The sequence below is a fragment of the Fibrobacter sp. genome, from assembly GCF_045112255.1.
Classification (GTDB): domain Bacteria; phylum Fibrobacterota; class Fibrobacteria; order Fibrobacterales; family Fibrobacteraceae; genus Fibrobacter.
In genome coordinates this window covers 16332-29967 of sequence record NZ_JBGUHR010000109.1, presented here as the reverse complement: position 1 = coordinate 29967, position 13636 = coordinate 16332, and the positions used below count along the sequence as shown (strand labels likewise).

General features: G+C 50.2%; 15 protein-coding genes. 13 read left to right on the top strand and 2 right to left on the bottom strand.

Going from position 1 to position 13636, the window contains the following annotated elements:
- Positions 1–991 (top strand): hypothetical protein (locus ACJMM9_RS13990; RefSeq protein WP_405328200.1); only part of this gene is annotated, 991 nt, incomplete at its 5' end.
- 281 nt (positions 992–1272) lie between these two features.
- Here the strand turns inward: ACJMM9_RS13990 and purF are convergent.
- Positions 1273–2658 carry an amidophosphoribosyltransferase gene (purF, locus tag ACJMM9_RS13985; RefSeq protein WP_073424504.1) on the bottom strand — a complete coding sequence of 462 codons (1386 nt, stop codon included), beginning with the start codon at positions 2656–2658 and terminating at the stop codon, positions 1273–1275.
- A 184-nt stretch (positions 2659–2842) separates the two neighbouring features.
- A complete protein-coding gene (locus ACJMM9_RS13980; protein ID WP_405328197.1) occupies positions 2843–3811 on the bottom strand; it encodes a geranylgeranylglycerol-phosphate geranylgeranyltransferase in 969 nt (322 codons plus the stop codon).
- A 180-nt stretch (positions 3812–3991) separates the two neighbouring features.
- Between ACJMM9_RS13980 and ACJMM9_RS13975 the strand changes: the two genes are divergently transcribed.
- The 12 genes from ACJMM9_RS13975 to ACJMM9_RS13920 all read left to right on the top strand — a co-directional run bounded on the left by ACJMM9_RS13975 (position 3992) and on the right by ACJMM9_RS13920 (position 13566).
- Positions 3992–4279 carry a hypothetical protein gene (locus tag ACJMM9_RS13975; RefSeq protein WP_088641198.1) on the top strand — a complete coding sequence of 96 codons (288 nt, stop codon included), beginning with the start codon at positions 3992–3994 and terminating at the stop codon, positions 4277–4279.
- Positions 4269–5522, top strand: coding sequence for a ribosome small subunit-dependent GTPase A (gene rsgA / locus ACJMM9_RS13970; RefSeq protein WP_405328194.1), 1254 nt, complete (start codon positions 4269–4271; stop codon positions 5520–5522). The genes ACJMM9_RS13975 and rsgA overlap by 11 nt, the downstream gene beginning before the upstream one ends.
- A gap of 4 nt (positions 5523–5526) precedes the next feature.
- Positions 5527–5937, top strand: a complete 411-nt coding sequence (locus tag ACJMM9_RS13965; RefSeq protein WP_405328185.1) for a hypothetical protein — start codon at positions 5527–5529, stop codon at positions 5935–5937.
- A gap of 1 nt (position 5938) precedes the next feature.
- Complete coding sequence (locus ACJMM9_RS13960; RefSeq protein ID WP_405328182.1) at positions 5939–6565, top strand: hypothetical protein; 627 nt, start codon at positions 5939–5941, stop codon at positions 6563–6565.
- Between the two features lie 25 nt (positions 6566–6590).
- Entirely contained in the window at positions 6591–7220 is a 630-nt protein-coding gene (locus tag ACJMM9_RS13955) for a nicotinate-nicotinamide nucleotide adenylyltransferase (RefSeq protein WP_405328180.1), read from the top strand.
- Between the two features lies 1 nt (position 7221).
- Entirely contained in the window at positions 7222–8187 is a 966-nt protein-coding gene (locus ACJMM9_RS13950; RefSeq protein WP_405328177.1) for an RluA family pseudouridine synthase, read from the top strand.
- A gap of 186 nt (positions 8188–8373) precedes the next feature.
- On the top strand, positions 8374–9165 hold the full coding sequence (locus ACJMM9_RS13945; protein WP_405328175.1) for a DUF3450 family protein: 792 nt from the start codon (positions 8374–8376) through the stop codon (positions 9163–9165).
- Entirely contained in the window at positions 9165–10781 is a 1617-nt protein-coding gene (locus ACJMM9_RS13940; protein ID WP_405328172.1) for a MotA/TolQ/ExbB proton channel family protein, read from the top strand. Before ACJMM9_RS13945 ends, ACJMM9_RS13940 begins: the two co-directional genes overlap by 1 nt.
- On the top strand, positions 10781–11413 hold the full coding sequence (locus ACJMM9_RS13935) for a MotA/TolQ/ExbB proton channel family protein (RefSeq protein WP_012819886.1): 633 nt from the start codon (positions 10781–10783) through the stop codon (positions 11411–11413). The genes ACJMM9_RS13940 and ACJMM9_RS13935 overlap by 1 nt, the downstream gene beginning before the upstream one ends.
- Complete coding sequence (locus tag ACJMM9_RS13930) at positions 11410–11814, top strand: biopolymer transporter ExbD (RefSeq protein ID WP_109572163.1); 405 nt, start codon at positions 11410–11412, stop codon at positions 11812–11814. Before ACJMM9_RS13935 ends, ACJMM9_RS13930 begins: the two co-directional genes overlap by 4 nt.
- Positions 11815–11891: 77 nt before the next feature.
- On the top strand, positions 11892–12533 hold the full coding sequence (locus tag ACJMM9_RS13925) for an energy transducer TonB (RefSeq protein WP_405328167.1): 642 nt from the start codon (positions 11892–11894) through the stop codon (positions 12531–12533).
- Positions 12523–13566, top strand: coding sequence for a tetratricopeptide repeat protein (locus ACJMM9_RS13920; RefSeq protein WP_405328164.1), 1044 nt, complete (start codon positions 12523–12525; stop codon positions 13564–13566). Before ACJMM9_RS13925 ends, ACJMM9_RS13920 begins: the two co-directional genes overlap by 11 nt.
- The last annotated feature ends 70 nt before the right edge of the window (positions 13567–13636 follow it).

The following is a 13636-nucleotide window of genomic DNA, read 5'->3' as shown; positions in this document are numbered from 1 at the left end:
AAATTTATATTGGAAAATTTTAAACATAGGAGAACCTCTTATGGAAAATAAAATGAACAAGTTTGGATTAAGAAAAATGCTCGCTGTGTTGGTGGTTGCCTTTGCATGCGTATGCATGTGGGGGTGTTCGGATGATGTGACGTTTAAATGGGAAGAAACACGTCGCAATGCTAAGGTTATCGGTTTTGTTGATGACTCGTTGGTGATGGTTGGCGATTATCGTTTTTGGCTAGAATCGAAAGAGACTTGGAATGGAGGGCGCTATGACGATGAAGATGCTGGAAACCCTCGTTTATGCGTTTATAATTATCGTGTTCAGGAAGATGGTCCTCGGTGGTGTGATTCTGTGTCTGAGTTACATTCGTCTAGTTGGTTCTATGGGCAATTAACGGATTCTGTAGTTTGGGGAAGTGGTTTGCCCAATTCCATTAAATTATGGAAAATAGGAGAGAAACCACATGAATTGAAATTGAAGCCTGAATTTGAAGGATGTAGTAAAAAAATTGATGCAAGGCGTATACATGAATGGGTTGATGGCAAGTTTATTATTTTGGGGACTGCATCTGTAAACGGAAAAACTTTAGATAATGCTTTACAGACATCTGAATATGGTGATGAATATTGTCAGTATGCTGTTTTGGACACTGTCGCAAAAATGATTGTTTATAAGCGTTTGAATCGGGATTTAGAATGGATTAGGGAATGCGATGATGTGAGAGCGTTAGAAAATAAGATTTATTGTTTACGGACAATAGCTCATACGGATCAAATTGGACATTTAATTGTGGATAATGAAGATCAGGGGTTGTTGGAGATAAATGCTGCCATAGGTCCTTTTTGGGGTAATATGTTGGAACTAGGAAATAATTTGTGTGAACTTTCCACTGATGACGGATTGAACTGTCTGCCGATTCGATGGTTGGGTGGTGTAGAAATTGAAAATGCAAAATTTGTTAATGAAAAGGGTGAAACTATTTATCTAAGGAATTGATTTTAACAAGATTAAATAATGAAGCGGATGATTACGAATCAGTCAATAGTAATTTATTATGGAGAATAGCTTTGTATGAAAAAAGCATCTTTGTTTTTGTTGCTCTTTATTATTACTTGTTGGGCTGTCCCCAAGCCAATGGAGTCTATCGAAAATTACAGTGTTCTGATGGTTCACGGAGCGTATGGTTCCAATAAGGGCTTTCTCAAAAAAAATCCCCCGAAAACGCTTTGTCTTCGGGGATTTCTTTTTTTAGTAATGCTTGGTGCTTAAACTTTTGTCTACCCGCATCTCGTCTTTTCGGCATGGGCGCCGATGTAGTCGGGGTAGCAGTTGTCAAAGCAGGCGGCGCAGTAGTTCTCGCCTTCGCCGGTGCAGTTTTTCATGCCTTCGACGCTCAGGTAGCCGAGGCTTTCGACGCCGAGCATTTTGGCGATTTCATCGGGAGTCATGGAGCTTGCGGCGAGTTCACCTTGGCTCGGGAAGTCCATCCCGAAGAAGCACGGGTGCGCAACCGGAGGCGATGCAATGCGGATGTGCACTTCGAGGGCGCCCGCATCGCGCAACATTCTGGAGAGAATGCGAAGCGTTGTGCCGCGGACGATGGAGTCTTCGACAACGCAAACGCGCTTGTTCTTAAGCACACCTTCGATCGGGTTGAACTTTAAGCGGACCTTTTGTTCGCGCACGTTTTGCGTCGGGTCAATGAATGTACGGCCCACGTAGTGGTTTCTTAAAAGCCCGATTTCAAAGCGGATGCCGCTTGCCTGTGCGTAGCCGAGCGCTGCTGTGGTCGCGCTATCCGGCACGGAAATGACGATGTCGGCATCGACCGGGCATTCCTTGGCGAGTTGCTTGCCCATCTTGCGGCGAATCTTGTCGCAGCTCTGCTCGAAAATCTTTGAGTCCGGGCGGCTGAAGTAGATGTATTCGAAAATGCAGTGGGCGAGGCGATCTTTTTGCGTAAAGCGTTCGGAATGGAGACCATTCTTAGTGATGGTCAAGAATTCGCCGGGCTGAATATCGCGAACGTAGTTCGCTCCGAGCAAGTCGAATGCGCAGGTTTCGCTAGCGACGCACCAGGATTTCCCCATGCGGGCAATCGAGAGTGGTCTAAAACCGTAGCCGTCGCGGGCGACGTACATCGTGTCTTTGCTTAAGAATACGAGGCAGAAGCTGCCGGTAAATTTAGTAATGGCGATCTTGATGGCTTCGCCTAGAGTGTCCGCCTTGGTGCGGGCGATTTCGTGCAGGAGAATTTCAGAATCGGATGTGGTCTGGAAAATGTGGCCGTCGGCTTCCATCTCGGCGCGGAGTTCGGGGGCGTTTGTGATGTTCCCGTTGTGGGCGACTGCGATTTGTCCCCACTTGCAGCTGATCAAAATCGGCTGAGCGTTCGCGAGAGTTGAGGCGCCAGTCGTGCTGTAACGCACATGGCCAATGCCTGCAAAACCTTGCAGTTCGTCGATGTTGTAATCTCTTAAAAGGGTGGAAACCAGACCCATGGACTTGCGGACTCGGACTTTGTCTCCGTCAGAAACAGCGAACCCGGCACTTTCCTGGCCGCGGTGCTGTAATGCGTATAGTCCCATGGCTACATTGCGGGCGACATTGTCACCGTTATAAATACCGATGACGCCGCATTCTTCATGCAATTCTTCGAGCATAACGCCTCTTTGAAGTGAAGCCTCCCTTGCCTTGAGGGCCTTAGCTCACCCAAACGGGTGCAAGCGGGGAAGCGGACGCCGCGGATTAGCAAAATATGTGCCAATGGCAAAAATTGTGGTTTTTTTCAGATGTATTACGGAAATTGTAAAACGTAAAATGTAAAACTTTACGTAAAATGTAAAGTTAGGACGGGAGCAGAATGCAAACCATCAGTGCAATAAGCCCAAGGAACATTGCAATCTTTGTAACGGATTGTGCCCGACGGTAATTCTTGCGGTGGGCGCTCAAGATGGCGACGACAAAGCATGGGGTAAGTGTCACCAGCGTTATGGCAAGGAAAACGGGCGGATAATTGTGCCCAAAGAGCTTGTCCAGGAAGAACACGGGAACCGGGAGCGATATCCACGTGAATATGATGATGTCTGCGGCAAGCCGTCTGGCGACTTTGTCTCCGGCGACGAGCGGGAACGTCATGATGCCTGCTTTGAGGTCTCCTGTCGTGTCTTCGAGATCCTTGTAGATTTCCCGTGCTATGGTCAGCAGGAATGCAAACGGAATGGCGGGGATGATGGCCCACATGTATTCTTCCGGGTTTGCGCTCAGTGAAAAATTGAAGAAATGCTGCACGGCGTAAAGCAGGGGCGTTGTGCAAAGGAATGCGACGGTTATGTTCTTGAATATGGGGGAGCGCTTGAGCTTGCGGTTGTAGGCGATGAGGAGTGCGCCGAGCAATGCGAAAAACCACACCGGGAACGATAAAATGACTGTTCCCATCCATCCGAATTCCTGTGCGAGCGCTGGATCTTTGACGATTTCGATGAACCGTATGTTCTGGAAGATGCTGTCGCCAATTCCGCAGAGAAGCATAATGACGGCAAGAGCGTAGCAAGCTCTGCGAGCGGTTTTTACGGAGACCTTGCCTGTTACGAGAGGGCGTTCTGGACGGTTCAGCTTGTCGCTTTCGAAATCAAGGATGTCGTTTTGGATGTTGGCAAAGCCGATGGCTGTTGCAAACCCGAGCATCTGCAAAATCAGAACCGGAATGTCTGGGTAATGCCGTAGGAGCATGTAGCCTACAACAAGCGTGATTGCTGCAATCACGATATTTACCGGACGGGTCATTTTAACGAGCATGCTGAATGTGGAAATCATTGATTTTCCCTTCGATTACGACTGAATAATAGACAAATAATGCGTTTGCGAAAAGAGTCTTGTCTTTAAAATTGCCCTAAATATGCGAAAAAGTATATCTGTTAGTTCCATCCCTTGCCGATATCTTTCTTCTTCCTACTTCTAACTTCCTACCGTCTACTGATTAACTATCTTTACACCATGCCTTTTTTTACGAAGAGTAATCTGGAAGATTTGAGGAAGGAAGCTGAACAGCTTTCTATTTGCGTTGAACATTTTCTGTATGCCTCGGAGCATATTCCCGAAAGTGACTGGAAAACGAAAGGTTTTTACGACAATTGCATCGAAAAGTGCAATGGCCGCCTGAAGGCGATTCATTTCTTGATGGAATCGATTCGCCGTGGCCGCCCTGTGACTGAAGAGGAATTGGAAGAAGCGCGGGAACTCGAAGTCGAAAAACTTTCTAAATTGAAGAAAGATGCGAAATAACGATTTTGATTCCGACGAAAATGAAGCTCCATTGAAGAGTGTCCGCACGTCAAGGCGCGAACACAGAAGCCGCCGTATCGACGTGATGCGTGAATTGGAATCGGGTGTCGTTGATGAACGACCGATCAAGGAGCGTTTCAGCCGCGAATTTAAAAAGGCGAAAATCAAGCGCATCAAGAATCCGGTCGAAAACATCGGCGAAGAAAACTGCGTCGAAGGCTTAGTGCTCGAAGTCCACCGCCGCACCTGCGAAGTGCGCTTAGACGAAGTCCGTTCAAACGTCATTCCGGCCCCAGAGCCGGAATCAAGGTTGCAAGAGATGGCGGATCCGGTCCGCCATGACGATCTTCCTACTTCCGGCTTCCTACCGTCTACAGTCACCGCCATGTACCGTGCGACGACGTCCAAGACGCTCGGGGAATTCCCGGCCGTGGGCGACCGCGTTTTGCTTGGGCTTGTGAACGATGGCGATGACGAAGGCGACGGTGTCGGATCGCAGAAGTATTGCGTTGTGCGTGTGCTCCCGCGAAAGAGCGAACTCAAGCGCCCGGGGCCGCGTGACAGTTTCTACAAGCAGCAGACGCTTGCTGCAAACATCGACCAGGTCGTGATTGTCGCAAGCGTGACGCAGCCGGAATTCAACTACGGATTCATGGACCGCTTTTTGCTTGCTGCAAACTTGAACGACTTGCCGTTTGTGCTCGTGCTCACCAAGATGGACTTGCTGCCGAACGGCGAAGCGGACCTTTCAAGCGATATCCGCGACTTCATGAAAATCGTGGACAAGGTGATTCCCGTGAGCGTTAAGAGCGGGGATGGTCTTGAAGTCTTGCGCAATGAACTCGTCGGAAAGTCCTCTGTCTTTAGCGGCATGAGCGGTGTCGGAAAGTCTACGCTTATCAATGAGCTTGTGCCCCATGCTGAACTGCGCACGGGAGATGTCCGCGAACGCGACGGCAAGGGCCGGCATACGACGACTTCTTCGAGCTTGTTTGATTTTCCGGGTGGCGGTTACGTGATCGACACTCCGGGGATCCGTAGCATCGGCCTTATGGACATGGAACCCGAAACGCTCGCGAAGATTTTCCCGGGATTTTTTGAAGATGATCATTTTACGTGCAAGTTTAGCAACTGCAAGCATCTTAAAGAGCCGGGTTGCGCCGTGCGCGCCGCTGTTGAATCGGGAAAGATCTCCGAAGCGCGTTATGCAAGTTATGTGCGAATTTTGAATTCAGGAAAGTAAATTTATGTCTGATTACGTTGTGAAAATTGCGCTCATCGCATCTATTGTCATGATGGGCTATAACATTTCCGAATTTTGTGCAAGCTTTAAAACCGTCTCCGAAAAGGCAGGCGAGTTTTTGAGGCTGGCTAAGGACAATGCTGCTACAGACGCAGATTTGAGAAGGTCCAATCTTCTATTGTCCAGTGTGCTGTCTATTGGCTATTCCGTTCTGATCTACCTTTCGGATATTGTGGTCTGGCTTGTGGCCTTGCTCGTGATCAAGTTGCTATTGACTTTGTTTCTTTCCGATAAAATGTTGATTGAGCTTTTGCACGACAGGACGCTTTCTAAAAAGAACTATCTGATTTCGAAGTACGATGCTCTTTTTAATGCGGTTATGGGTGTTGCTTTTGCCTTGATCCTGGTTTTCTAATATGAAGAATATTTTCTTGAATCGTTTCTTGCTTGTTGCAGTGGCTGTGCTGTTGGGTGTGACATCTTCTTTTGCACAGAGAGTCCCGGCCGCGAATACGCCTACGATTTCCAATCCGCTAGGGCAAAGCTCTGCTGGAACTGGGCCGAGTATGCAATGGCCGCTCTTTTTGGGCGGTTCTTTTGGGATCGGCTCTGGGGCTGGTGTTGGTGATGGTCACGGTATTGGCGTTTGCCAGATCAAGCCGATGATTGGGGCCTGGATGCCAGGACTTGCCTTTGTTCGCTTGGGTTACGGCTTTTCGAGCTACGAAGAAAAGAATAGCGATGACAAGAAAAGTGAAGTGAAATCTTCTGACTTTAGTGTCGATGTCGGTGCGCATCTTTTAAGCGAATTTTACTTGACGGGGTCGTATTCCAGAGTGAGCGCTTTGAGCGAAAATGGCGACATTGCTTGGAATGAATGGAGTGCCGGCTTTGGTACTTTCTGGGTTGTTTTTTCAAGGACGTTCCTGACGCTCGATATTGGCTATCACTGGGTGCTTGAACATTATGATCCGTTCCTTGATAAGGATGTTTCGGGCGGGCGCTGGCAGATGAATCTTGGATTCTCCGTGTTCGTCTATTAATTTGTAATTGCCTGTGAGTTGTGTAATGAAGAATGTTGCTGTTTTGGGTGGTGCGTTTGATCCGGTCCATAAAGACCATATGCGTGTGGCGAGAACTTGCCTGGACCGTGGTTTCTGTGATGAAGTCTGGTTTATGCCGAGTCCCGACCGCTGGGACAAGCAGCTGAACGCTTCGCCAGAAGACCGCTTTGCAATGCTCGAACTTGCATTCTCGGGCGACAGGCGCTTGTTTCTTTCGGATCTGGAAATTGAACAGGGCGATTACCGCGGCTCGTATGTGTTCTTGATGAGCCTCAAGGAAAAATTCCCGGATATCAATTTCCGCTTGCTCACGGGGGCCGATACCTACGAAGGCATTCCGCATTGGCGCGACCCCTTGAACTTTTATGGCACGAACTACAACGGCCATTTGCTGCTCCGCGATATCGAACTGATAGTCTTTGCCCGCAACGGTTACCCGCAGCCGGATATGGAACAGCATAAGCGAAATGGTTATGCTCCGCTTTACTGGCTTGGGCCGGAACAGGGATTTAACGGCGTCTATTCTAGCACTGCCATCCGCAGGTCGCTTTTGCTGAATCGAAACGTTTGTCCGCAAGGACTGGAACCCTCGGTTTACGATTACATCATCAAGCACGATTTGTACAGGGAATAAAATGGGCAAGGCTCCGTCAGATATGTTCTTTGAAAGCGAGGTGCGACCGGAATACGAAGGTCGCCTTTTGCTCGATTCCCTTTGCGACCGCTTCACGTACCACAGCCGAGAAGACTGGGTGGACCGCCTGACGCGCGGGCTTGTGACGATTAACGGTACTGTTGCCAATGTAGAGACGATTGCGCATCGCGGCGACAAGGTTGTTTACCATGTCGAAAACTACAGCGAACCTGAAGTGCCGACTGATTTTGAAACGGTCTTTGAAGATGATGAATTTATTCTAGTCGCAAAGCCGGCGGGTGTTCCGGTGCACCATACGGGTCGCATTTTCTACAACACGTTTGCGGCGATTATCCGCCGAGAATTCGATTCCGAGACGGCGACGCCGATGCACCGCCTGGACCGCGATACGGGCGGACTTATCTTGTTTGCAAGGTATGGCGAAACGGCGGCGCGTTTCCAGAAAAATCTGGACCGCATTTTGCTCCGCAAGTTCTACCTTGCTGTGGTGCGTGGAAAGTTCCCGGAAGGCGAAGTGGAATGCCATATGCCTTTGCGCGAAGACCCCGAAGACCCGATCCGCTTGCGTATGCACCACCGTGAAGATGGCAAGGAATGCTTTACGCGCTTTAAGCTTTTGCGCCATCTGGATTGCCCGGAAATTGCGCCGGAACTTTCGCTTGTCGAAGCAGAACTCATCACGGGGCGTAAGCACCAGATTCGTGCGCACCTTGCCGAGATGGGCTACCCGATCGTGGGGGATCGCCTGTATTACCGCGATGGTGAATACTACCAGAAGCTTGCGCAGGGTGGTGAACTCACTGACGAAGATATCAAGGTGCTTGGCGCCCACAACCAGATGCTTTTTGCGTACAAGGTTGAACTTCAGCTCCCGTATTGGAAAGAACCCCGCACCTTCGAAAGCCACGCATACCCCGCGGATATGGCAAAACTGCTGAAAGAATAAAGCGTCGGCCATGACCTTAAAAGGCGAGTGCCGCGACCACTATTACGTCATCCTCGACCGTCAGGGAGGGGATCCATAATTTCTTGAACGTCTTTTAAGCTCAAAATGACGAGAAAATCTCGATTTTACGTTGTTTTTGACAAAATCCTAATTTTTTTAGTCAAACATCTTTGTATTTTATTGCACATGAAATTTTCATTCCTTCCTAAAGTATTGTTGTGTCTGGGGCTTTCTGGTGTTTTTGCCATGGCCCAGGAAACGGTAGAAAGCGTTCGTCGCCAAATCAAGACGGTCGAAGCCGAAACCGCTCGCGAAAAATCCATGCACGAAGCCGAAAAGAAGCGCCATGCCGAATTCGTTGAAGTCGGTCGCAAAAAGGTGCAGAACCTCTCGGCTCAGAACAAGTCCTTGAAGGCCGAAATCGATTCGCTCAAGGTCGAACTCAAGAAAATTTCAGCAGCCCGCGCCAAGACGAACGGCTCGATCCGCTACTTCGAAAACCGCAAGACGAAGTACGCCGATTCTCTTGCAACGGTTATCGATTCTCTCGTGCCGTTCTTTGAATCCGATTTCCCGTACCGCACGGACGAAGCTGTCAAGAACATTCAGGAAATTGCAAGCATGTTGCACAAGGGCTTGATCGAAACGGATGACGCCTTGAACCGCACGATGGAAGTCTTTTACGACCGCATCCGCCTGGGGTACACTACCGAAGTTTGGAAGGGCTTCTTGCAGGTGGACGCTCGCAACGTGGCTGGTACGTATTTGCGCTATGGTGCAGTGGCCTCGGTTTTCGTCAGCAATGACGGTAACGATGTTTTGTTCCTCACTCGTAACGGCCTCGGCTACTCCTGGAAGAACGTCTCCGAAGACCTTACGATGCGCACTGTCCTCAAGGACGTGATGAAGGTCGCCGAAGGCAAGACCGCTCCAAGACTTGTGACTATCCCAGTATCTTTCCCGAAGGAGGCTAACTAATGTTTAGACGAAAGAACGGTGCTTCGCCCCTTCAGACGAAAGACGAAAGAGTGTCTTCTTGTAGCCCGTCATTCTCGACCGAAGGGAGGGAATCCATTATTTTTCGTAATGCACTTGCGACGAAATCTAGTGCACGTTTCTTATTACCTCTTGTTGTCGCTGCGTTCGCAATTCTCGCTCCGGCTTCTTATGCTCAGCAGAACGTGACGGTCGATGCCGTCAAGAAGCGCGCCGAACTCAACAGCGCGAAGGCCGACCTCGAAGAAGCCCGCCGCAAGCGCGACATGGCTGTTGCCGCCCGCTGGAAGGACCGCGAAACGTTCAACAAGGAACGTGAACTCTTCAATGAAAAGTATCAGCTCGGCAAGGAACGCGTGGACGCCTTGATGTCCGAACGCACCCGCTTGCTCGAAGACGTGCGTGTCGCCCGTGAAGACTTGGCTCAGGTCAAGCTCCAGGCCGAAAAGGCCCGTGCCGAATACCTCTCGCTCGCCGCAGGTCCGGAACGTTTGGAAATGCTTGCCAAGTTCCAGGAACAGGGTGTGCCGTTCAAGGTTGCCGATCGCGTCGAAGCGCAGAACAAGGTCAAGAAGGAAATGGGCCTTTATCGCGATGACCCGCTCCGCATTGCCCGCTCGATGCTCGAAGTCGCCAAGAAAGAAATGAAGTTTACGCGTGAAGTCCGCACCGAAAAGGCGGACCTCATGTTCGGTAGCTCGGTTGCCGAAGGCGATCGCATGCGCTTGGGTGGCCTCTTTGCCATGCAGATGGCGAAGGTTTCCGACGTGAACGGTTTCCACCCCTCGGCTTTGATGCTCCCGGTGGCAGGAGAAAAGAAGCGTGTCTATAGCTGGCAAGAAAATCTCTCTCCCGAAACGCGCAAGGATGTGGCAAAGGCTTTTGCTGGCGTTAACGATTCCGCTTTCGTGATGGTGCCGGTCGATGTGCTCCTCAGTACTGAACTTTCAAGCGAACTTGCAAACCATCAAGAAACGACGTGGAAAGAAGATTTTGCTGAATTCTTCCATAACGGCGGCATCCTTATGTACCCGATTGCAACGCTCTTTATCCTCGGCCTTATCATCTTCCTCGTACGCCTCGTTTGGCTCCTTGTCCTCGGCTTTGGTGGCCGTGGTGCCCGCAATGCGGTGAAGGCTCTCGCGAATCGCGACCTCCGCCTTGCAACTGCCGAATCCCAGAGTGCTCGTGGCGAAGTGGGCAAGGTGTTGCGCTCCGTGCTTGGCAAGAATTTCAAGGACCGCGCGAGTGCCGAAAAGTCTCTCGAAGTTCTGTTTGCAGGCGAAGTTCCCAAGCTCGAAATGGGACTCAGCTGGATTTCTGTGTTTGCCTCGACGGCTCCGCTCCTCGGTCTTTTGGGTACCGTTATGGGTATGATTGAACTTTTCAACGTCATCACCATGCACGGCACGAGCGACCCGAAGCTTTTGGCAGGCGGTATTTCCATCGCCCTCGTGACGACGGAAGCAGGCCTTATCGTGGCTATCCCGCTCCAACTTTTGCACACGCTCCTCGTGAATATCTCGGATTCTGTCCGTACCCGCATGGAAAAGACGGGCCTTGCTGTCCTCAACGCAATTTGGATTAAGGAAAAGTAATGGACGAATATTCCGTCATCGAAGCGACCATGAGCATCCTGCTGCGCGGCGGCTGGGTGTTGCTCCCGCTATTTCTGATTGGGTGGCTGGGCTGGTTCTTGATGTTTGAACGATACGGCTATTATTTTATGCTGAAGGGTACTTCGACCTCGAAGTTCTTCAAGGATTTGGACACGGTGGGCGAGGAGGCTGCTTTTGCAAAACTCCGCAAGCGTCGCTTTGGCTACTTCTTGGCTCTGGTCGAAAACGTGCGGAAGTACCGTAACGATGGCCCTGTGGCTGTGCGCAATGCGATGCTCGCGACGCGTCACGAACTGGACGTGAGCCTTTCCAAGTCGCTCAAGACGATTGTGACTTGTGCCTCGATTGCTCCGCTCCTTGGACTTTTGGGAACGGTCTCTGGCATGGTGCATACGTTCGAGACGATTAAACAATTTGGCTTTGGAAACCCGGTGCTCTTGGCCGATGGCATTTCCGAAGCGCTCCTCACGACGCAGGCGGGCTTGCTTGTTGCGTTCCCGTTGATGCTTGTTTATAATTATCTCGAAAGTCGAGTAGATTCTATTGGTGATTTTGCCTGGGGCGAAGCGCTCAAGTTCGAAGAACGTTGCTTTGCCAAGGAGGTTGAATGAGTTTTATCCGTAAGCGTTCGAAAAGCGGTGGAGGCATTGATGTCTCTCCGATGCTCGACATGGTGTTCATCCTTTTGATCTTCTTCATCGTGACCTCGACGTTCACGCGTGAAACCGGCGTGGATGTGACGAAGCCGAAGGCGAGTACCGCAAAGGAACTCGCGAAGGAAAGCATTTTGATTGGCGTTACCCGTCAGGGAACCATCCATATCAACGAGACGCAGGTGAACCTCTCGACTTTGCAGACCGTGCTTCGCCAGATGATGGCCGAAGCGCCAGACCGCCCGGTGATTATCGTGAGCGACCGTGATGCCCCCAACGGAGTCGTGGTCGATATCCTCGATGAATGTAATTTGGCGAAGGTGAGAAAAGTCTCCATTTCCGCGAATAAGGAGGAGTGAGTTTAGTAGACAGTAGACGGTAGGCAGTAGACAGTGAGTCTAACTTCCTACTTCCGACTTCTAACTTCCTACTGCTTATGATAGACTTTATAGCGAAATATTTCCGATTCCCGGTGGCGTTTGTGCTCTCGTTTGTCGTGGGCGCAGTGTTCTTCCTTGCGATTCCGGTCATCAACGTGCTGTTCTTCGATAAGGGTGAAAAGTCCGAAAAAGTTCTCGAAGAAGTAACTGAAGTTGAAGTTCTCGTAAGCGAGAAAAAGCCCGAAGTGAAGCAGAAGGTCATCCGCACGGTGGCAACCCCGAACACGTTCAAGGTTTCGGCGCACATGGGCGTATCTCGTAGCCAGAATTTCCAGATGGATTTGTCGCTTGCTCGTGGTGCCGCTGGCGATGGCGTTGCCGTGGATGCCGGTACGATGGAAAACGTAATTTATGAGGCTGGTGAAGTGGATGAACAGGCGCAAGTGTTGCGTGAAATCCAGCCGAAGTTCCCGGAACGTGCGAAGAAAATGGGCGTCTCGGGTTACGTGAAAGTATTTATTGTGATTGATGTGAACGGCGATGTTTCGCAGGCGCAGGTGCTGACGCAAGACCCGGCGGGCTATGGCTTTGATATCGAAGCGCTCAAGGCTATTCGCCAGTGGAAGTTCTCTCCAGCGCAGTTACGTGGCTTCCCAGTAGCTCAAAAAGCTACAAAGGAGTTCCGTTTTGTTAAGTAGGTTAGACAATAGAACGGAGCTTTGCTCCTACAGACGAAAGACGAAAGAAAAATCTCTCGTCTCTCGTCTCTCGTCTCTCGTCTTAGTATTCTTCCTTGCGCTCCCTCTTTACGCTGCCGACGATTTCTTCTTCAAGGCGAATGAGCTTTATGATCAGGGGCGTTACAAGGAATCGGTGAAGTATTACCGTGCGGCGATTGACGATGGCCGCTATGAGCCGTTTGCGTGGTTCAACTTGGGCAATGCCCTTGTGCAGCTCGGCAAAAAAGAAGTCGCGATGGTCGCTTACAAGCGTACTGTTGAACTCCTCCCGGATTTTGTGAAGGCTTGGATGCTCCTTGGCGATTTGTATTACCTTGCAGAATCTCCGAGCGATGCGATTGTCGCTTACAACCGTGCAATTGAACTTGGAACGGAAACCGACCACATCCATTTTGCCCTTGCGGAATGTTATATGAAGGGTAGCGACTGGACGCTTGCGCAAAAGCATTTTGAACGCGCTCTTGCTTTGAACCCGGACCGCATGGACGCTTGGTATGGCCTTGCCGAAGTTTATGAAAAGCTTGGCGATTACGAATATGCGGTCAAGACGCTCAAGAATGCGCTTCAGATGACTGCGACCGCTGGTGCCGATGTGCATTACACGCTCTCGTATTACTACCGCAGTATGGATTCTACGCGGCTTGCACTCAATGAAATGGAAAACGGCATCATGATGGATCCCGAAAACGTTTCCGCTCGCCGCTATCTCGCTCAGATGTATGTCAAGAATGAATCTCCGTGGATGGCAATTTTCACGCTCGAAGAAGGTCTCCGCCACAAGAAAGGGATTGCAGACTTGAATCTTGATTTAGGGCAGATTTACTTTACGCAAAAGCGCTACGACGAAGCTTTTGAATGCTACATGAAAGCTTGGCGTGCCGGCAATTCTCAGGGCCGCATTGGCGCTGAAAATGTCGGTCATATCTTCTCGAATGCCGGTGACACCGAAAAAGCCGAAGCTCTCTACGCCCGCATCCGCGACAAGAAGTAGTTTTTACATTGTCATCCCGGATTTATTCCGGGATCACCTTTTTACCTCGTCATCCTGAATCCGCTTCTTC

Excerpts from the sequence above, each read along its gene's own strand:
- purF (WP_073424504.1), bottom strand. The coding sequence starts at position 2,658 with ATGCTCGAAGAATTGCATGAAGAATGCGGCGTCATCGGTATTTATAAC.
- ACJMM9_RS13980 (WP_405328197.1), bottom strand. The coding sequence starts at position 3,811 with ATGATTTCCACATTCAGCATGCTCGTTAAAATGACCCGTCCGGTAAAT.
- ACJMM9_RS13975 (WP_088641198.1), top strand. The coding sequence starts at position 3,992 with ATGCCTTTTTTTACGAAGAGTAATCTGGAAGATTTGAGGAAGGAAGCT.
- rsgA (WP_405328194.1), top strand. The coding sequence starts at position 4,269 with ATGCGAAATAACGATTTTGATTCCGACGAAAATGAAGCTCCATTGAAG.
- ACJMM9_RS13965 (WP_405328185.1), top strand. The coding sequence starts at position 5,527 with ATGTCTGATTACGTTGTGAAAATTGCGCTCATCGCATCTATTGTCATG.
- ACJMM9_RS13960 (WP_405328182.1), top strand. The coding sequence starts at position 5,939 with ATGAAGAATATTTTCTTGAATCGTTTCTTGCTTGTTGCAGTGGCTGTG.
- ACJMM9_RS13955 (WP_405328180.1), top strand. The coding sequence starts at position 6,591 with ATGAAGAATGTTGCTGTTTTGGGTGGTGCGTTTGATCCGGTCCATAAA.
- ACJMM9_RS13950 (WP_405328177.1), top strand. The coding sequence starts at position 7,222 with ATGGGCAAGGCTCCGTCAGATATGTTCTTTGAAAGCGAGGTGCGACCG.
- ACJMM9_RS13945 (WP_405328175.1), top strand. The coding sequence starts at position 8,374 with ATGAAATTTTCATTCCTTCCTAAAGTATTGTTGTGTCTGGGGCTTTCT.
- ACJMM9_RS13940 (WP_405328172.1), top strand. The coding sequence starts at position 9,165 with ATGTTTAGACGAAAGAACGGTGCTTCGCCCCTTCAGACGAAAGACGAA.
- ACJMM9_RS13935 (WP_012819886.1), top strand. The coding sequence starts at position 10,781 with ATGGACGAATATTCCGTCATCGAAGCGACCATGAGCATCCTGCTGCGC.
- ACJMM9_RS13930 (WP_109572163.1), top strand. The coding sequence starts at position 11,410 with ATGAGTTTTATCCGTAAGCGTTCGAAAAGCGGTGGAGGCATTGATGTC.
- ACJMM9_RS13925 (WP_405328167.1), top strand. The coding sequence starts at position 11,892 with ATGATAGACTTTATAGCGAAATATTTCCGATTCCCGGTGGCGTTTGTG.